Consider the following 18,397-nt stretch of genomic DNA (forward strand, 5'->3'; position numbering starts at 1 on the left):
CCGCGCAGCGCGCGAGGGGCGGCCGAACGTTCCAGAGGCAAAACGCCATGGCGCCCCGCGCGGTAGCAGCGCGAGGAACGCAACAATGAAACGTATGTTGATCAATGCCACGCAGGCGGAAGAACTGCGCGTGGCGATCGTGGACGGGCAGACGCTGTACGACATCGATATCGAGCAGCCCTCCAAGGAACAGAAGAAGTCCAACATCTACAAGGGCCGCATCACCCGGCTCGAACCCTCCCTGGAAGCGGCCTTCGTCGACTACGGCGCCGAGCGTCATGGCTTCCTGCCGCTGAAGGAAATCTCCCGCGACTACTTCCAGTCCGGGGTCGACCACCACAAGGCCGGCCTGCGCGAACTGCTGCGCGAGGGCCAGGAAGTGGTGGTGCAGGTCGACAAGGACGAGCGTGGCAACAAGGGCGCGGCCCTGACCACGTTCATCTCCCTGGCCGGCCGCTACATGGTGCTGATGCCCAACTCGCCCACCGCCGGCGGCGTCTCGCGCCGGATCGAGGGCGACGACCGCGCCGCGCTGAAGGCGGCCATGGACGCGCTGACCATCCCCGACGACATGGGCGTGATCATCCGCACCGCCGGCGTGGGCCGCGATGCCGAAGAGCTGCAGTGGGACCTGGATTACCTGCTGAGCGTGTGGAAGGCCGTGGCCGAGGCCGCGCTGGCCAAGCCGGCACCGTTCCTGATCTACCAGGAGTCGCGCCTGATCGTGCGCGCCCTGCGCGACTACCTGCGCTCCGACGTGGGCGAGATCCTGGTCGACACCGCCGAGCTGTACGAGACGGCCAAGGAATTCATGCAGCAGGTGATGCCGCACAACCTGCGCAAGCTCAAGCACTACACCGACGACATCCCGCTGTTCAACCGCTTCCAGATCGAATCGCAGATCGAGGCCGCCTACGAGCGCAACGTGCGCCTGCCCTCGGGCGGTTCGATCGTGGTCGACCAGACCGAGGCGCTGACCGCCATCGACGTCAACTCGGCGCGCGCCACCAAGGGCGGCGACATCGAGGAGACCGCGTTCCACACCAACTGCGAAGCGGCCGAGGAAGTGGCCCGCCAGCTGCGCCTGCGCGACCTGGGCGGCCTGGTGGTGATCGACTTCATCGACATGTCCTCCTCCAAGCACCAGCGCGAGGTCGAGAACCGCCTGCAGAACGCGCTCAAGTACGACCGCGCCCGCGTCCAGCTTGGCCGCATCTCGCGCTTCGGCCTGATGGAAATGAGCCGCCAGCGCCTGCGCCCGAGCCTGGGCGAATCCAGCCAGATCGTGTGTCCGCGCTGCGACGGCCATGGCCGCATGCGCAGCGTCGAGTCGCTGTCGCTGTCGATCATCCGCGTGGCCGAAGAGCACGCGATGAAGGACAACACCGGGCAGGTCCTGGTGCAGGCGCCGCTGGAGATCGCCAACTACCTGCTCAACGAGAAGCGCAACGCGCTGCGCGAGATCGAACAGCGCCACGACGCGCCGATCATCATCGTCGCCGACGAGCAGCTGCATACCCCGCACTACGAAGTGACCCGCCTGCGCGAGAACGAGCTGGGCGAGGAGTCGAGCAAGCCCAGCTACCAGCGCGGTACCCCGCGCAAGCTGCCGGTGCATGCGCTGACCAAGGCCCAGCTCAACATCCCCGCCGCCCCGGCGGTGACTACGGTCAAGCACGCCCAGCCCGCGCCGATCCGCCAGGAGCGCGAGGCGCCGGCTCCGGTCGAACCGGCCCCCGCGCCGGTCGCCCCGGCGCCGCAGCCGGTCGCCGCCGCCACCGGCGGTGTGGTCGGCTGGCTCAAGCGCGTGTTCGGCGCCGCCAGCGCCCCGGCGCCGGTCGCCGCGCAGCCGCAGCCGGCGCGCGAGGCGCGTCCGGCCCGCAACGAGCGCGGCAACACCGGTCAGCAGCGTCGCAACGGCAACGAAGGCAACCGCGGCCAGGGCGGCAACAACGCCCGCGGCGGCCAGCAGAACGGCAACGGCCAGGCGCGTCGCGACAACCGCGAGGCGCGTGGCAACCGGGACGGCGGCCAGGCGCAGGCCGGCAACGGTCAGGCGCCGCGCAACAAGGGCGAGGGCCAGCAGAACAAGCAGCCCCAGCAGCAGCCCAAGGCCGCGCAGAACCAGAACCCGCCCAAGCAGCCCAAGCCCCAGCAGGACAAGCCGCAGCAGGACGCCCCGGCGCAGCAGGCCCAGCCCGCGCAGCCGCGCGCGCCCAGGCCGCCGCGCGAGCCGGCCAAGCCGGTCGAGGCCACGCCCGAGCTGCTGGCCGCCACGGCCGTGACCGCCGGCCTGAACGCCGAGGCGCCCCAGCCCGTGCCGGCAGCGACGACCGAACCGGTCGCCGAAGCGCCCAAGCCCGCGCCGGCCGCACCGCTGGCCGTCGATGCCGATGCCGAGACCGGGGACAACGCGCGCGACGAGCAGGACGAACTGAACGCCGACGGCGCCGAGTCCGGCGACGACAACGGCACGCCGCGCCGTCGTCGCGGCCGTCGCGGTGGCCGCCGCCGCCGTCGTGGCAATGGCGAGCAGGCCGCTGGCGATGCGTTCGAGCAGGATGCCGCCGGCGAGGAAGAGCCGGTGGTCGTGCCGTCGTCCTCGCAGCCGGAGTTCGACTTCGACGACGCCGAGACGCCCGCCCCGGCGGCGCCGGCGGTCAAGCCGCGCGTGCGCACCGAGGCCGCCACCGCCGCGGTCGCCGCGGCCAGCGCCACCGCCGTGGTCGCCGCCGTCGCGCCGGACAGCAAGCCGTCGGCGCCCGCCGAGGAGCCGCAGGTCGCGTCGTCGTTCGATGCGCCGGCGCCGACCCACGAGGTCGCCGCCCCGGTCGTCGAAGCGGCAACGCCTGCTCCGGCGACCGAGCCGGTGACCGCTGAAGCGGCTCCCGCAGGTCCCGAAGTGCACGTCAGCGTCGAAGTGCAGCCCGAGCCGTCTCCGGTCGTGGCCGAGATCGCGCCCGAGCAGCTTCCGGTGACGACCCCCGCCCCGACCGCCGATACTTCGGCGGAGGCGCCGTCCGAGGTGCAGGCCCCCATGGCCAGCACCGCGCCCGAGGCCGAGCTGCCCGTCCAGGCCGAAGTGGCCCCGCCCGCCGAGGAAGCCCCGGCAACCGCGCAGGCCACCGAGGACGAGACGCCGGCCGATGCCCCGACGTCCAAGCCCGCGGCGGCCTCGGGCTCGCTGTTCTTCGCCACCGACGCGCAGACCCCGCGCTCGGTGACGCGCCACCTGTTCGAGCCGGCGCCCGCCCCGCGCGTGCCCGACGAACAGGCGCCCGCGCAGAACGACAGCCACAGCGGCACGACCGACAGCGAACGCAGCGCCTGAGCCAGCGACGCAGGCTGGGCCCGGCTTCATCGCCAGGCCCGGCATCGGGATGAAACGGAACGGGCGCCCTCAGGCGCCCGTTTCGCTTTGCGTGACCTTTTGAGTGGCTCTTTGCCTTTACGTTCTCGCGTCCCTACGAAGGGACGACTAGCCCGTATGAAGCAACCGACAGTCCTTACGACTGGACCATCGGTCCGTCATTCCCGCGAACGCGGGGAGTGCTTCTTGGCAGACGCATATCTGACCATCCAGCGCCCGCTGCACTGCGGAGCGAAAGTCCCTGGGTTCCCGCGTTCGCGGGAACGACGGTAGAGGTTTCGCTGCGGCGGGGACCCACACGCCCGTGGTGCTTTGCGCGGGCTTTGAGTGGCCTTTTGCGTGTCCCTACGAAGGGACGAACAGTCTGTGCGCCCGGACCAACAGCCCGTCATTCCCGCGAAAGCGGGAATCCAGGGACTTTGGGGCTTGCGTGCGAACGTCCATGGATTCCCGCTTTCGCGGGAATGACGAGCGCCGATTGATCGGATCAGGGGAACACTCGGCGAGCTCGCTCTGCCAGCGCCCTACCCAGCCCCAGCCTGAGCGGCGCACGCAAAGCGATCACACGCCTGCAGCACACCGGCATCTGCCGCGCGCGCACGTGCCGCCCTCGCACCATCAAAGACTCTTCGACGGATCGATCAGCCCGTACTGCGCCGCAAGGCGCGCCAACGCCATCGTGTCCTGCACCTGCACCTTCTCCAGCAGGCGCGTCTTGTGCGTGCTGACGGTCTTGGGGCTGAGGTTGAGGCGCTTGGCGATCTCGCTCTGGCGCAGGCCCTGCACCAGCATCATCACTACCTCCAGCTCGCGCGCGCTGAGGTCGTCGAACGGCGAGGCCTCCTCGCTCATGCTCGACAGCGCCAGGTTCTGCGCCACGTTGCTGCCCAGGTAGCGCTTGCCGCGCGAGACATCGCGCACCGCGCGCAGCAGCTCGGCCGCATCGCCGCCCTTGCCGACATAGCCCGAGGCACCGGCCTCGAGCAGCCGCTTGGGCAGCGGGCCATCCTCAAGTACCGAGACGATGATCACGCGGCTGCCGTAGTCGCCGCGCACGATGCGTTCGGTCACGTCGAAGCCGCTGAGCCCGGGCAGGTGCAGATCGCACAACACCACATCGGGCTTGAGCTTGCGGATGGCCGGCAGCGCTTCCTCGCCGCTCTCGGCCTCGCCGACCACCTCGATATCCACCTGGCCGGCGAGGATCAGCTTCAGGCCAGTCCGCACCAGCGCATGATCGTCCACCAGAAATACCCGGATCGTCATCCTTGCCATCCCCTTGTAGGCATATGCCGCTCCCGTGGTCAGCCTACTCGCGGCGGGTGAAACTGGGCAAGGGCGCGAGCTGGTTGCGGTGGCGAAGTGCGCGGGGTGTCACCGGACACGGGCGCGCCGGGAAGTTGGATCAACCGGTGTCGTTGCCCGGATGGGAACGAGCTCAGCGGCGGGAGTGTCCAGAGATTCCCGCCCACCCGCAGACAAGCCCCCGTCATTGCCGCGAAGGCGGGAATCCATGGACGTTCGCACGCAAACCCCAAAGTCCCTGGATTCCCGCGTTCGCGGGAATGACGGTAGAGGGTTAGCGGCGACGTCCGGTGGAGGCCTGGGCGCCTGCTGCGGCTCCGCGCGCAAGCCCCAAAGTCCCTGGATTCCCGCTTTCGCGGGAATGACGGTAGGAGGGTTTGCGGCGGCTTCAGGTGGAGGCGTGAAAGCCGGATGCCTGGAGGCCGGCCGCGGCGCCGCGCTTACTTGGTGGTGTAGCCGCCGTTGACCAGGATGGTCTGGCCGGTCATCCACCAGCCGTCGCTCACCAGGAAGCGGATCCACGGCACGATGTCCTCGATGTCGGTCAGGCCGGTCTTGGACGAGGGCGACAGCGCGGCGGCGGTCTTGTGATAGGCCACCGCGTCGGCGCCTTCGGCGGGATAGAAGAACGGCGTGTCCATCGGGCCCGGACCGATCGCGGTCACCGAGATGCCGCGGTCGCCCAGCTCCTTCGAGGCGGCACGGGTGTAGTGCTCCACCGGGGCCTTGGTGCCGGCATAGCTGGAGTAGAACGGCGTGTAGGCGCCCAGCAGCGAGGTCACCAGCGTGCAGATCTTGCCGTTGTCGCTCAGCGCCTTGCCGGCTTCCTTGATGAAGAAGAACGCCGACTTGGAGTTGACCGCGCTCATCTGGTCGAACTCGTCCTCGCTGATCTCGGTCATCGGCTTCTTCAGCACCTTGCCCACGGTGTTGACCGCGATGTCGATCGAGCCCATCGCGGCCTTGGCATCGGCGAACAGCTGCTCCATCGCCGCGGCGGTGGTGAGGTCGGCCTGGAAGGCGAAGGCCTTGGCGCCCGTCGCCTTGATCTCTGCCACGGTCTTGTCGGCGTCGGCCTTGGTGGAGGCGCTGTTGTAGTGGATCGCCACGGCCCTGGCGCCGTGCTTGGCCAGGTCGGTGGCGAGCAGGCCGCCGAGATTCTTGGCGCCACCGGCGATGAGGACGGTCTTGCCCTGGAGGGAATGGTCGGTCATTGGAAGATCCTTGGCTGTGGAAGACGGGAACCACGTCGGCCAGCTTCGGAAGAACGCGATACGAAGACCGCCTCCCCCGCTTGCGGGCGTGCCTCACACCATATAATCCAGGACAAGAACATAAAGCTGGCATGTGTGACTTCACATGTCGTGGATCCTGACCAATCGAGGAACGCAGCGCCGTGGACCGGATCGACCTGTTCCGTATCTTCGTCCGGGTGGTGGAGGTGGCCAGCTTCACCCGCGCGGCCGACACGCTCGGCATGCCGCGCTCCTCGGTCTCGGCCGCCGTGGCCGAGTTGGAAGGGCGCATCGGCGTGCGCCTGCTGCACCGGACCACGCGCAAGGTCGCCCCGACCCAGGACGGTGCGGCCTTCTACGAGCGCTGCCTGCGGGTGATCGCCGACGTCGAGGAGACCGAGGCGCTGTTCCGCCAGGGCAAGACCAAGCCCTCGGGCAAACTGCGCGTGGACGTGCCCGGGCGCATCGGGCGGCTGATCATCGCCCCGGCGCTGGGTGGCTTCCTCGACGAATACCCGGAGATCGATATCAGCCTGGGCGTCACCGACCGTGCGGTCGACCTGGTCGAGGAGCGGGTGGACTGCGTGGTCCGGGTCGGGCCGCTGAGCGATTCGGGGCTGATCGCCCGCACGCTCGGCACGCTGCCGCTGATCAATGTCGCCAGCCCCGCCTATCTGACCCGGCACGGCACGCCGCACGCGCCCGAAGACTTGGCCAGCCACTGGGCGATCCACTACGCCTCACCGTCCAGCGCCCGGGTCGAACCCTGGGAATGGATGGAAGGCGACACGCCGAAGACCTTGCACGTGCCCGGCCGGGTCACGGTCAACAACGCCGAGGCCTGCATCGCCTGCTGTCTGGCCGGCCTGGGGCTGATCCAGATCCCGGCTTACGACGTGCGCGACGCGCTGCGTGCCGGCACGCTGGTGGAAGTGATGCCCGGGCATCGCGCCGCGCCGCTGCCGATGACCCTGCTGTATCCGCATCGCCAGCACCTGTCGCGGCGGGTGCAGGTGTTCGCCGACTGGGTCGAGCGGCTGCTCAAGGAAGCGATCGCACCATGAAGCGCTGCGCGCCTGCCTGCGGGTTCAACGAGCGGCTGGCTATCCTGACCGCGCCGCCCTGCTCGCCTGCCCGCGCCCGATCGATGCACCGAAGTCCATGACCACCCCGCGCCGCTACAAGCCGTCCAAACGCCGCGAAGCGACCTCCGAACAGCGCCGCCAGCGCATCAAGCAGGCCGCATGGTCGGTGTTCGCCCAGCAGGGGCTGGATGCGGCGACGATCTCGGGCATCGTCGCCGCCAGCGGCGCGTCGACCGGCAGCTTCTACAACGACTACCGCACCAAGCAGGCGGTGTTCGACGAACTGCTGGGCGACCTGCTGGCGCAGGTGCGCGCGGTCACCGCGCAGGCGCGCGCCCGTGCCGACGACCTGGAGACCATGCTGCAGCTGTCCTACCGCGACCTGCTGGTGCTGATCCTGGGCATCGAGGCGGCCCTGCCCTTCATCGCGCGCAACCAGCACCACATCCGCACCCGGCTGTACGACCTGGACGGCATCGATTCGCTGCTCGGCGACATCCGGCGCGACGTGGTGCGCGGCATGCCGGGGCTGGCGCTGGCCCCTTGGCAGGTCTCGCTGGTCGCCAGCCTGATCGTGTCCAACGGCATCGAGACGCTGCTGCTGCTGGAGGGCCGCGACCGTATCGACATCGACGAGGTGGCCGGGCTGATGACTCGCCTGGTGATCGGCGGCATCGGCAGTCTGGCTGCAGCGCAACAAATTTGACGACTTCCTCAAGTATGTCCATGCTCCGCGCCGGGAGGACCACACCATGCGCGAAGCGGACTACGTCATCGTCGGGGCGGGACCGGCCGGCTGCGCCCTGGCCGCGCGCCTGGCGGCCGCGGCGGACAAGCCCAGCGTCGCGCTGATCGAAGCCGGCCCGCCCGGCCCGTCACTACTCTCGCGCATCCCCGCCGGCATCGCCGCGCTGGTGCCGTTCAAGTCGGCGCGCAACTACGCGTTCCAGACCGTGCCCCAGGCCGGGCTGGGCGGGCGCCGCGGCTACGTGCCGCGCGGGCGTGGCGTGGGCGGTTCGAGCCTGATCAACGCGATGATCTACATGCGCGGCCAGCCGCAGGACTACGACGGCTGGGCCGCCGCCGGCTGCCCGGGCTGGGGCTGGCAGGACGTGCTGCCGCTGTTCCGGCGTTCGGAGGCCAACCAGCGCGGCGCCGATGCGCTGCATGGCGACCGCGGGCCGCTGGTGGTGTCCGACCTGGCCTCGCCCAGCCCGGTCTCGCAGGCCTTCATCGAGGCGGCGCTGCAGTCGGGCTATGCGGCCAACCCGGATTTCAACGGCCCCAGCCAGGAAGGCATCGGCCTGTACCAGGTCTTCCAGCGCAACGGCGCGCGGCTGGACGCCGGCTCGGCCTACCTGGCCGACGCCGCACGCTGGCCGCACCTGCGCATCCTCAGCGACACCCGTGCCGAGCGCGTCGTCTGCGAAGGCCGCCGCGCGACGGGCGTGGAGGTGGTGACCCGGCACGGGCGCGAGACGATCCGCGCCCACCGCGAGGTGATCCTCTCGGCCGGGGCGATCGGCTCGCCGCAGCTGCTGATGCTCTCCGGCATCGGGCCGGGCGCGCACCTGGCCGAACACGGCATCGGTGTGGTCCACGACGCGCCCGGCGTGGGCGCCAACCTGCAGGATCACCTGGACTATGTGGGCCTCAAGCGCATGCAGGGCCCGGGCCTGCTCGGCTTCGGCCCGGACACGCTGCTGCGCGGCGCGGCGGCGTTCCCGGCGTGGCGGCGCGGCCACGGCATGCTCACCAGCAACCTGGCCGAGGCCGGCGGCTTCGTCCGCAGCGCGCCGGAAGTGGACCGCCCCGATCTGCAGTTCCACTTCTGCGCGGCGCTGGTCGACGACCACGCGCGGCATACGCATCTGGTGCGTGGGGTCACCCTGCACGTGTGCGCGCTGCGCCCGCAGAGCCGGGGCTGGATCCGCCTGGCCTCGCCGGACCCGGCGCAGGCGCCGCTGATCGATCCGAACTTCCTCTCCGCGCCGGACGATGTGGCGCTGACGCTCAAGGGCGCACGCGCCGTGCACCGCATCCTCGATGCCGCGCCGCTGGCGCGCTACGGCGGCAAGCTGCTCTACGCCAGCCCGCGTCCGGACGACGCGGAACTGCTGCGCCTGATCCGCGACCACGCCGACACCATCTACCATCCGGTCGGCACCTGCCGCATGGGCCGCGGCGTCGGCGCGGTGGTCGCCCCGGACCTGACCGTGCATGGCCTGCAGGGCCTGCGCGTGGCCGATGCCTCGATCATGCCGACGCTGATCAGCGGCAATACCCAGGCGCCGTCGGCCATGATCGGCGAGAAGGCCGCCGATCTCATCCTCGGCAGGAGCGCCGCATGAACCACGATGACCTGCAGACGCTGTTCGCACCGCTGCACCGGGCCTCGCGCGTCACGCCCGCGGCGGATGCGCGGACGCGGCGCGCATGGCTGGAGACGCTGGCACAGCTGGTGCGCGAGAACGTCGAGCAGATCGTGCAGGCCATCGACGCGGATTTCGGCGGACGCTCGCACGACGAGACGCGCATGCTGGAAGTGCTGCCGGCGCTGCGCGGCATCCGCCACGCCCAGCGCCATGTGCAGCGCTGGATGCGGCAGGTGCGCCGGCCGGTGGACGTGGTGTTCCAGCCGGCCAGCGCCTGGCTGCGCTACGAGCCGCTGGGCGTGATCGGCATCATCGCGCCCTGGAACTATCCGCTGCTGCTGTCGATCGGCCCGCTGACCGATGCGCTGGCCGCCGGCAATCGGGCGATGCTCAAGCCGTCCGAGCTGACCCCGCGATTTTCAGCACTGCTGGCGCAGCTGGTCGCGCGCTACTTCGCGCCCGACCTGGTGACCGTGGCGACCGGCGGCGTGGACACGGCCAGGGCGTTCTCGTCCCTGCCCTTCGACCATCTGCTGTTCACCGGCTCGACCGCGGTCGGGCGCGAGGTGATGCGCGCCGCCGCCGACCATCTCACCCCGGTGACGCTGGAACTGGGCGGCAAGTCGCCGGCCTTCGTCGCGGCGGACTATCCGCTGGCCAAGGCCGCCGATGCGATCGCCTTCGGCAAGTTCCTCAACGCCGGGCAGACCTGCATCGCGCCGGACTACGTGCTGGTGCCGCGCGCGAAGCTGGACGACTTCGCCGCCGCCGTGCTGGATGCGGCACGGCGGCGCTATCCGACGGTGGCGGGCAATGCGGATTATTCGGCGGTGATCACGCCACGCCATCGGCAGCGGCTGGCGTCGGCGCTGGACCAGGCGCGCGCGGCCGGCGCGCGCGTGCAGGCGCTCGATGCGGGCGGCGCGACGGAGAAGATCGCTCCCACGCTGGTGCTCGACCCGCCGCTGGACAGCCTGCTGATGCGCGAGGAGATCTTCGGCCCGGTCCTGCCGCTGATCGGCTACGACCATCTGGACGAGGCCATCGCCTTCGCCGCCGCGCGCGAGCGCCCGCTGGCGCTGTACTGCTTCAGCGGCGAGCGCGCCGTACAGCGACGCGTGCTGGACGGCGTGACTTCCGGCGGCGTCACGCTCAACGGCACGCTGCTGCATATCGCCCAGGACAGCCTGCCCTTCGGCGGCATCGGCCCCAGCGGCATGGGCGCCTACCACGGGCAGGAAGGCTTCAAGCGCTTCAGCCATGCGCGCGCGGTGTTCAAGGTCGGGCCGGTCAATGTGTTCCAGCGGATCGGTCCGCCGTGGACGGGGCTGGCGCGGCGCATGTTCGGCTGGTTGGCGCGCTAGGGCGGCGCGATCCGGTTCGTGCAAAGAAGAAGGAAGCAAGGTGCCACCTTGCTTCCTTGAGTGATCCGATCAGCGCACTACCGCACCTCGCGCGCGTTACTTGCCGCCTGCTTTCGCAGACGCACCGCTCGCGAGCGGCGCGTTCTGCTCCCCTGCTACGGCGTCATCACGACCTTGCGGCAGTCTTCCCGCTTCTCGTCGAAGATCTTGTAGCCCTGCGCCGCATCGGCCAGCTTCATGCGATGGGAAATGATGATGTCCGGGTCCAGATCGCCATCCTCGATGAAGCCCAGCAGCTCCGGCAGATACTTGTGCACATGGGTCTGGCCCATGGCGAAGGAGAGCCCCTTGTCGAAGGCGTCGCCGATCAGGAAGCCATGGATGAAGCCCGCATACACACCGGGCACGCTCACCACACCGCCGCGCTGCGTGGCCGAGATGCACTGGCGGATCACTTCGCCGGAGCTGGTCTCGATCTTCAGCGTGCTCAGCACGGTCTCGGTGGTGCTGCCCTTGGCCTCGAAGCCCACCGCATCGATGGACGCGGAGACGCCTCTTCCGTTGGTCAGTTCCAGGATCCGCTCCGACGCGTCGCCCTCGCTGAAGTCGATCGGGATCACGCCATAGGCGCTCACCGCGAAGTTCAGCCGGTACTGCTCCGAATCCACCATGAAGATGCGCTCGGCGCCCAGCATGCGTGCGCATGCCGCGGCCATCAGGCCCACGGGACCCGCGCCGAAGATGGCGACCGTGGAGCCCGGTTCGACCCTGGCGTTGAGCACGGCCTGATAGCCCGTCGGCAGGATGTCGGACAGGAACAGCACCTTCTCATCGGCCAGACTGCCGGGCACCGCGAACGGTCCCACGTTCGCCTTGGGTACGCGCACATATTCGGCCTGCCCACCCGGAACGCCGCCATACAGATGCGAGTAGCCGAATAGGGCCGCCGGCGGCGTCATCTTCGAGCGCTTGCGCACGCTGGCGCCCTCGTCGGGGTTGGTCGTCTCGCAGGCGGCGAACAGTTCGTTCTCGCAGAAGAAGCACTTGCCGCAGGCGATCACGAACGGGATGACCACCCGATCTCCCACGCTCACCTCGGTCACCGCCGAGCCCGCGTCTTCCACCACGCCCATGAACTCGTGGCCGAAGATGTCGCCGTGTCGGGTCTCTGGGATCTTGCCGTGGAACAGATGTAGGTCCGATCCGCAGATCGCGGTCGCCGTCACACGCAGGAGGATGTCGTCGGCCTCCACCAGCTGCGGATCGGGAACGGTCTCGACGCGCACGTCCTTGGAACCATGGTAGGTCAACGCTTTCATCTTCGGATCTCCGGTGAGTCGGGCCTTCCACCCTCCTCGCCGTGCCGTTAGCGCAGTAGCACAGCAGGCACGCGCCGGCGTCAATCTTTGTTAACGCCAAGCTGTGCGGTCTGTCATGCCGACGCGTTCGTTGCAGTGCGCTGCGTGGCCCGTTCGCAGCGCCCGCAAGCGCAACTCACCCGTCCGCCTTGCCGCAATCTGCCAGATCCGTCCAGCCGAACAGCCGCACGGCGTTGTTGAAGAGGATGTCGCGGCGTTGCGTCTCGGAGAGGTAAGGCGCCGTGCGGAACCGCGCGATCGCCTGCGCGGTGGCCTCGGGCCACACCATCTGGTCCGAGCCGAACAGGATGCGCTTGCCGAAGCCGTAGATCATGAGCTGCTGCAGATAATGATCCATAAAAGGACGCGGCTCGGCCCAGTCGATCGCGCCCAAGTCGACGTAGACCTGCGGATAGGCATGCAGCAGCGCCACCGTGTCGTCGAGAAAGGGCCAGCCGGCATGCAGGATGATCAGCTTCATGCGCGGGTGACGCACCAGCACCTCCTCGAACGAGGACGGGTTGCCCAGGCGCTCGCGGTGCAGCGGCTGGCCGCGGTAGACGATGCCCGCCGGCCCGGCGCCCGAGTGCACCGCGATCGGGACGTCCAGCGCCTCGGCGAGCGCCCACAGCGGCTCCAGGCGCGGGTCGTCATGGGCGATGCCGTGGTACTGGTATTCGACCTCGCCGATCATCGCCAGCTTGCCCGCCGCATGCCGCGCCCGGATCTGGTCGAGCGTGGCGGCATCGGGGATGTCGTCGATCTCGAACCCGCCGCGCAGGCGCGCCGGATCGAGGGCGATGATGCGGTCGTCCGTCGCCGTGCTGGCGCCGCCCACGATCGCCCGCACCACCCCGGCCTCGCGCAGGGCCGCGGCGGTGGCCCGGGCGTGGTCCGCACCGTTGAACACCCGCATGGGCTGGCCATCGCCGAGGTTGGGCACGCGCGCCTCGAAGCGCCCATCGCGCTCGTAGCTGTGGATGTGGATGTCGATGACCGGCTCGACGCCGGCCACGCACGTCGGCGCGGACGACAGCGCGAGCGCAAGCAGCAAGGGGACCATGGTGCCTCCGTGTGGTATGGGATACCGCTTGAAAACGCATCCTGGAGCGCCGAGGATCCGGCGTATTGCGAATTCGTGCCCTCCTGGCCTGCCAAGGGACCGCCATGACGTCAGACCCGCCCGTGACGCTGCTGCGCAAGCTCCCCGACGACCGCCCCGACCTGCTGCGCGCACGCGGCCAGTGGTCGTCCTGCGCCATGGAGCACTCGCTGATCCCCGCGATCGAGCTGGAGGAACCGGGCTGGGCCTTCCATCACCTCGCCCTGCCGCTGGGCCCGACGCGGCCGCGCGTGGTCCTGAAGGTGGACAGCGGCCATGAGCACGGGCGCGCCCCGCCCGAGACGCTGACCATGATCCAGGCCGGCGTGACCGGATCGGCGCGCTGGGATGCGCCGATGGAATCGGCCTGTCTCTACTTCACCGACGGGGCTATGGCCGGCGCGCTGGGCGTGGCGCCCGAAGGCGTCCGCCAGGCGATCCGCAGCCGCTTGCACTATCGCGCGCCCGGCATGGCGCGGCTGCTGCGCGCCCTGCTGGCCGACGCCTCGGCCGGCCAGCCGCACGGCACGCTGATCGGCGATGCCATCTTCCTCGCCGTGGCCGCCCAGCTGGTGCCCCGCGCCGCGCGCCCCGCGCACGCCAGCCGTGGCGGCGAGCCCTGGCGCGTGCGCACGGCCCTGGCCTTCATCCATGCGCACCTGGGCGAGGAACTGGACATCGCGCAGATCGCCGATGCGGCCGCGACCAGCCCCTACTACCTCAACCGCGCCTTCCGCGCCGCGCTCGGCTGCTCGATCTGGCAGTACGTGCTGCGCGCCCGGGCGCAATGCGCGCTTGCCCTGCTGCACGACAGCAACGCGACGCTGGTGCAGGTGGCGGACGCGGCAGGCTTCAGCAGCTATGCCGGCTTCATCGACGCGATCAAGCGCATCTGCGGCAGAACCCCGGCCCAGGTGCGCCAGGCGATCGGCCCATCGCGCGGAACCGAGGCACTTTCCTGAAAGCCAGGCGGCATGCGGGCTGACACAGCCCGGCAAACCGTGCTGACCCCGCGTACACGACGCCGCCGATAGGGTCGATGCGCCCGACCACCCAAGGAACCGATATGCGCCTCGTTCGCTCGTCCGTGTTCATGGCCGCCGCGTGTCTCGCGCTGGCCGCCTGCGCCCCCCACCCCCGCCCCGACGGCCCGCCGCCGCCCCCGCCGCATGCCCACGGCGACCGGCAGCCGCCCCCGCCGCCGCCCGAGATGGCACCGCCGCCGCCGGAGGCGCCAACGCCGCCGACGCAGACTCCGTAACGCTGCGGACCGACCCGCCACGCACGGCGCGCGGCGGGTCGGATCAGGCTCGCAAGCAGTGATGCAAGACAAAGCCCTTGGCCGCCAAGGGCTTTCTTGTTTCTGCGGCCGCGTCCCGACCTATCGAGCGCGTGCCTCGGCATCGCGATGGAAGCGGCTTCGATAGGTGGCCGGCGGCAAGCCGGTGGCGACCCGGAAATGCTGGCGGAAATTGGTCGCCGTCCCGAAACCGGCGCGCAGGGCGATCTCTTCGACCGACAGGCTCGTCTCCTCCAGCAGATCGCGGGCGTAGTGCACGCGCTGCCGCTGGAGCCATTCTCCCGGGGCAAGCCCGGTCGCCTCGCGCAGATGGCGTTGCAGGGTGCGGCTGCTGACGAGCGCCTCGGCCGCCATGCGTTCGACCGTCCATTTCTCGTCGAGCCGGCGCTGGATCGTTTCGAGCAGCTCCGACAGCCTTGCGCCCGAGGGTGGCGGAAGCGGCCGCTCGATGAATTGCGCCTGGCCACCGTCCCTGTGCGCGGCGACGACCAGGCGGCGCGCGACGCTGTTGGCGGCCTTGGCGCCAAAATCCTTGCGCACGATGTGGATGCACAGGTCCAGGCCGGCGGCGCTTCCGGCCGAGGTGAGGATGTCGCCCTCATCGACGTAAAGCGCATCCGGCTCGACCACGATCTCCGGATAGCGCAATGCCAGCGTGGTGAGGTGATGCCAATGCGTCGTCGCCCGCCTGCCCGCGAGCAGGCCGGCCTGCGCCAGCACGAAGGCCGCGCCGCAGATCGAGACGATCCGGGCGCCCGCCGCGCTCGCCCGGCGCAGCCCCTCGAGAAACGCGGGAGGCGCAGCCGCATCCGCGCCTCGCCAACCCGGGATCACGATCGTATCGGCGGCCTCGAGCAGCTCCAGTCCGCCGTCCGCCTCGAGCCGCAGGCCACCCGCGCCGCGGATCGGCGACGGCTCGACCGCCGCGGTACGGCAGCGATACCAGCCCGGCCCCATCTCCGGGCGCGACAGGCCGAACACCTCGAAGGCGCAGCCGAACTCGAACGTGCACAGCGCGTCGTAGACAGGGATGACGACAAGCGGCCCGGCGTCCTTTGGCATGATCCTTACGATAGTGGCGAATCCGGCCACTTACAACGCGGCTGCCCGCTCGCTACCTTGCCGATCGAAGAGGTCACACCCCACGACGCCAACCCGGAAAAGGAACACGCCCCCATGCAGCTGATCGGATTGCTGGATTCTCCCTACGTGCGCCGCGTTGCGATCTCCTTCTCCCTCCAGGGCCTGCACTTCGACCATCAGCCGCTGTCGGTGTTCTCGACCTTCGATGCCTTTGCCGCGATCAATCCGATCGTGAAGGCGCCGACGCTGGTCACCGACGACGGAACCGTCCTGATCGACTCCGGCCTGATCCTCGATCTCGGCGAGCGGCTGGCCGCCCCCGAGCTGCGGCTCATCCCGAATGAAATGGACGCCTACGTCCGCTCGCAGCGCGTCATCGGCCTGGCGCTCGCGGCCTGCGAGAAAACCGTGCAGATCGTCTACGAGCGCAACCTGCGTCCGGCCGAGAAGCAGCATCAACCTTGGGTCGATCGCGTCCAGGGTCAGCTGGTGGCCGCCTATCGCCTGCTCGAAGCCGAAGTGGCTCGCGCCGATCCCTGGCTGTTCGATGGCCGGCCGCTCCAGGCGGATGTCACCAGCGCCGTCGCCTTCCGCTTCTCGCGCGAGATGCTGCCCGAGATCATCGACGCGAAGGCCCATGCCGCGCTCTCGCGTCTTTCCACCCACGCGGAGGCGACCGAGGCCTTCTCTGCCTTTCCTTATGCGTGACGAAGGGGCGCGCGAGGATGAGCGATGCGCTTGAACTGCACTACTGGCCGACGCCCAACGGCTGGAAGATCACCCTCATGCTGGAGGAGCTTGGCGTCCCCTATCGGGTGAACTTCGTCGACATCACCAAGGGCGAGCAGTTCGCGCCCGCGTTCCTGCGGATCTCCCCCAACAACCGCATTCCGGCGCTGGTCGACCCCCAAGGGCCGGACGGAGCAGCGCTTTCGATCTTCGAGTCCGGCGCGATCCTGCAGTACCTGGGCCGCAAGTTCCGACGCTTCTATCCAGATGACGAGCGGCAGCGTGTGGAGGTCGACCAGTGGCTGTTCTGGCAGGTCGGCGGCCTCGGCCCGATGGCCGGCCAGGCCCATCACTTCCGACAGTACGCACCCGAAGCCATCGATTACGCCATCGTGCGCTACACCCGCGAGGTCGCACGGCTTTACGGCGTGCTCGAGCGCCGCCTGGCGGATCGCGACTCCATCGCCGGCGAAGACTCGATCGCCGACATGGCCTGCGTGGGCTGGATCGTGCCGCACGCCAGGCAGGGTCAGGAGCTCGCACACTTCCCCCGCCTGAAAACCTGGCTCGACACCGTGATGGCAAGGCCGGCCGTGCGACGCGCCATGGCCGTCGGGCGCGCGGAGCGCGAACGAAGCAATTTTTCCGCTATTCCTGTCCGCTGAGTCGCAGCGCCGTCGTGCGGATCGGCATCGCACACGCTGTCTTGAGCGGTGCATCGGCCAGGTCGCCGAGCTTCTCAGGGCGGATCGGTGGTCATCAATCCGCGCGTGCTTAGTTCGGACTAACTGATCTTCTCAGGCCCTAGCGTTATCGCAAGGTGTCTGAGGTCGGCCACCACGACGTTATACCCTTTCCCCTCCAGGCGCTCCTTGAGGCTTCCAAGCACATACACCCGGAAGTACTTGACCTGTCCCGCTTGCTTGAACAACTCGCGCCAGTATCCTCGGAATCGGTAGGCTTCGATGGTCGTGGAATCTACGTAAAGCGAAATCGGCTTCCCATCGAGCTTATCGAAGAAATCAAAGCGAAAGCCCTTGCCGTACTCTTTGTATTTAGCCCCACCCACCAGCACCCGGTTGTTTTCGCCCGAGCGAGCCTTTTCCATCGACCGGAAGTAGGTACGCAGGGGGATGACACTCGTGCCCCCTATATTCAAGGTCAGCGCCTCGAACTCTTCCTTAGGGAGGCTATCCTTCGCTTCCCTGTAGTACTGAACCAGCCGCTCCAAACTGTTCGTCGCGTATCTAGCTTTAGATGAGCCACCACCCTTCCGAGGCAACCTCCCGGCGACTCTGCTTCCCATGTCCGTTGCAAAGCTTCCGGGCCTCTCTTCGTCCTCACTGTCGGCGCTGCTTGGGTCGAAGTAATCGACGTGGTCATTTAGCTTTCCCTTCGCCTTGCGCTCTAAAAACTGCTCAGTGCTTTCGCCAGGGCGTTGCGCCAACGCCTCTTCTAGTCCCACCCATTCGCAGCTCGGATCGTGCTCATCGATAGGATTGGCTCTGTAGTGGGCGACCTGAAGATTGGACCCTTCTTGGGGTAGGATGCGATAGTTAACCCCGGTGACCTTCACCTTTCGATTGCGGCAAATATCGGTCGAACAAAGGAAACTCAAGTACTCGCGGCCTGGATTTAAGAAATAGAACTGTCTAGCACCTGCGATAGGCAGTACAGCGTCAGCTTCCACACAGTAGGCATGGGTTATTCTTTTTTTGCTCTTCATTATTCTTTCCAGCCATTTACCTCAACCAGAATCCCTATCCAATTTTCTGAGCAGAGGAACTAAAAGCCTTTGACAACAAGCTTTCAGGGCATTGACCCCGCCGATCGTCTTCTTCGGAAAAAACCACTTTTCATCATTCCCGAAGCTATGACACTCCAACAGGCCAAGCTCAATTAGCTTCAGATGCACAGGAATGGTTCGGATGCTCGCCTCAAATTTGACTGAATGGAATGGAGGCATGGGGGTTCACTAGCAATAATGCCAACGTCCCGCGCAACCTTAAACCTCATAGCGGCTTAGCGGGGGAAGAGCCGAACTATTTTTCGGATCTTTGGCAATTCCACCGATTCAGCTCCACCTTGTGG

14 protein-coding genes are annotated in these 18,397 nt (G+C 68.4%); 8 read left to right on the plus strand and 6 right to left on the minus strand.

Annotated features, from left to right (window positions below; all coding sequences use genetic code 11):
- Positions 1-94 precede the first annotated feature (94 nt).
- A complete protein-coding gene (gene rne, locus MWN52_RS10910) occupies positions 95-3,331 on the plus strand; it encodes a ribonuclease E (RefSeq protein ID WP_286577721.1) in 3,237 nt (1,078 codons plus the stop codon).
- 657 nt (positions 3,332-3,988) lie between these two features.
- Here rne and MWN52_RS10915 read toward each other — a convergent pair.
- Entirely contained in the window at positions 3,989-4,636 is a 648-nt protein-coding gene (locus tag MWN52_RS10915; protein WP_130522720.1) for a response regulator, read from the minus strand.
- Between the two features lie 479 nt (positions 4,637-5,115).
- A complete protein-coding gene (locus MWN52_RS10920) occupies positions 5,116-5,889 on the minus strand; it encodes an SDR family oxidoreductase (protein WP_286574666.1) in 774 nt (257 codons plus the stop codon).
- A gap of 182 nt (positions 5,890-6,071) precedes the next feature.
- Here MWN52_RS10920 and MWN52_RS10925 point away from each other — a divergent pair, with 182 nt between their 5' ends.
- The 4 genes from MWN52_RS10925 (at position 6,072) to MWN52_RS10940 (ending at position 10,734) form a co-directional block, all read left to right on the plus strand.
- The gene (locus MWN52_RS10925; protein ID WP_286574667.1) at positions 6,072-6,974 is read left to right on the plus strand and encodes a LysR family transcriptional regulator; all 903 of its coding nucleotides are present in this window, start codon (positions 6,072-6,074) and stop codon (positions 6,972-6,974) included.
- A gap of 97 nt (positions 6,975-7,071) precedes the next feature.
- Positions 7,072-7,701 carry a TetR/AcrR family transcriptional regulator gene (locus MWN52_RS10930; protein WP_286574668.1) on the plus strand — a complete coding sequence of 210 codons (630 nt, stop codon included), beginning with the start codon at positions 7,072-7,074 and terminating at the stop codon, positions 7,699-7,701.
- Positions 7,702-7,747: 46 nt separating this feature from the next.
- Entirely contained in the window at positions 7,748-9,346 is a 1,599-nt protein-coding gene (locus tag MWN52_RS10935; RefSeq protein ID WP_286574669.1) for a GMC family oxidoreductase, read from the plus strand.
- Entirely contained in the window at positions 9,343-10,734 is a 1,392-nt protein-coding gene (locus tag MWN52_RS10940) for a coniferyl aldehyde dehydrogenase (RefSeq protein WP_286574670.1), read from the plus strand. The genes MWN52_RS10935 and MWN52_RS10940 overlap by 4 nt, the downstream gene beginning before the upstream one ends.
- Before the next feature lie 155 nt (positions 10,735-10,889).
- Here MWN52_RS10940 and MWN52_RS10945 read toward each other — a convergent pair whose 3' ends face one another.
- Both MWN52_RS10945 and MWN52_RS10950 read right to left on the minus strand, forming a co-directional pair.
- Positions 10,890-12,053 carry a zinc-dependent alcohol dehydrogenase gene (locus tag MWN52_RS10945; RefSeq protein ID WP_286574671.1) on the minus strand — a complete coding sequence of 388 codons (1,164 nt, stop codon included), beginning with the start codon at positions 12,051-12,053 and terminating at the stop codon, positions 10,890-10,892.
- A gap of 175 nt (positions 12,054-12,228) precedes the next feature.
- Positions 12,229-13,155: an amidohydrolase family protein gene (locus MWN52_RS10950; protein WP_286574672.1), complete on the minus strand. Its 927-nt coding sequence runs from the start codon at positions 13,153-13,155 to the stop codon at positions 12,229-12,231.
- 104 nt (positions 13,156-13,259) lie between these two features.
- Here MWN52_RS10950 and MWN52_RS10955 point away from each other — a divergent pair, with 104 nt between their 5' ends.
- Complete coding sequence (locus MWN52_RS10955; RefSeq protein ID WP_286574673.1) at positions 13,260-14,156, plus strand: helix-turn-helix transcriptional regulator; 897 nt, start codon at positions 13,260-13,262, stop codon at positions 14,154-14,156.
- A 419-nt stretch (positions 14,157-14,575) separates the two neighbouring features.
- On the opposite strand, the gene ftrA is transcribed toward MWN52_RS10955, so the two are convergent.
- The gene (gene ftrA / locus MWN52_RS10960) at positions 14,576-15,556 is read right to left on the minus strand and encodes a transcriptional regulator FtrA (protein ID WP_286574674.1); all 981 of its coding nucleotides are present in this window, start codon (positions 15,554-15,556) and stop codon (positions 14,576-14,578) included.
- A 114-nt stretch (positions 15,557-15,670) separates the two neighbouring features.
- Between ftrA and MWN52_RS10965 the strand changes: the two genes are divergently transcribed.
- Positions 15,671-16,285 (plus strand): glutathione S-transferase, encoded by a 615-nt coding sequence (locus tag MWN52_RS10965; protein ID WP_286574675.1) that lies wholly within the window; start codon positions 15,671-15,673, stop codon positions 16,283-16,285.
- Between the two features lie 17 nt (positions 16,286-16,302).
- Complete coding sequence (locus tag MWN52_RS10970) at positions 16,303-16,971, plus strand: glutathione S-transferase N-terminal domain-containing protein (protein WP_286574676.1); 669 nt, start codon at positions 16,303-16,305, stop codon at positions 16,969-16,971.
- A 119-nt stretch (positions 16,972-17,090) separates the two neighbouring features.
- Here the strand turns inward: MWN52_RS10970 and MWN52_RS10975 are convergent, their stop codons facing one another.
- Positions 17,091-18,032, minus strand: a complete 942-nt coding sequence (locus MWN52_RS10975) for a hypothetical protein (protein ID WP_286574677.1) — start codon at positions 18,030-18,032, stop codon at positions 17,091-17,093.
- Between the last annotated feature and the right edge of the window lie 365 nt (positions 18,033-18,397).

The sequence above is a fragment of the Pseudoxanthomonas winnipegensis genome (genome assembly GCF_030322905.1).
Taxonomy (GTDB): domain Bacteria; phylum Pseudomonadota; class Gammaproteobacteria; order Xanthomonadales; family Xanthomonadaceae; genus Pseudoxanthomonas_A; species Pseudoxanthomonas_A winnipegensis.

Coding starts and splice junctions, on each gene's coding strand:
- rne (WP_286577721.1), top strand. CDS start 95: ATGTTGATCAATGCCACGCAGGCGGAAGAACTGCGCGTGGCGATCGTG.
- MWN52_RS10915 (WP_130522720.1), bottom strand. CDS start 4,636: ATGACGATCCGGGTATTTCTGGTGGACGATCATGCGCTGGTGCGGACT.
- MWN52_RS10920 (WP_286574666.1), bottom strand. CDS start 5,889: ATGACCGACCATTCCCTCCAGGGCAAGACCGTCCTCATCGCCGGTGGC.
- MWN52_RS10930 (WP_286574668.1), top strand. CDS start 7,072: ATGACCACCCCGCGCCGCTACAAGCCGTCCAAACGCCGCGAAGCGACC.
- MWN52_RS10935 (WP_286574669.1), top strand. CDS start 7,748: ATGCGCGAAGCGGACTACGTCATCGTCGGGGCGGGACCGGCCGGCTGC.
- MWN52_RS10940 (WP_286574670.1), top strand. CDS start 9,343: ATGAACCACGATGACCTGCAGACGCTGTTCGCACCGCTGCACCGGGCC.
- MWN52_RS10945 (WP_286574671.1), bottom strand. CDS start 12,053: ATGAAAGCGTTGACCTACCATGGTTCCAAGGACGTGCGCGTCGAGACC.
- MWN52_RS10950 (WP_286574672.1), bottom strand. CDS start 13,155: ATGGTCCCCTTGCTGCTTGCGCTCGCGCTGTCGTCCGCGCCGACGTGC.
- MWN52_RS10955 (WP_286574673.1), top strand. CDS start 13,260: ATGACGTCAGACCCGCCCGTGACGCTGCTGCGCAAGCTCCCCGACGAC.
- ftrA (WP_286574674.1), bottom strand. CDS start 15,556: ATGCCAAAGGACGCCGGGCCGCTTGTCGTCATCCCTGTCTACGACGCG.
- MWN52_RS10965 (WP_286574675.1), top strand. CDS start 15,671: ATGCAGCTGATCGGATTGCTGGATTCTCCCTACGTGCGCCGCGTTGCG.
- MWN52_RS10970 (WP_286574676.1), top strand. CDS start 16,303: ATGAGCGATGCGCTTGAACTGCACTACTGGCCGACGCCCAACGGCTGG.
- MWN52_RS10975 (WP_286574677.1), bottom strand. CDS start 18,032: ATGAAGAGCAAAAAAAGAATAACCCATGCCTACTGTGTGGAAGCTGAC.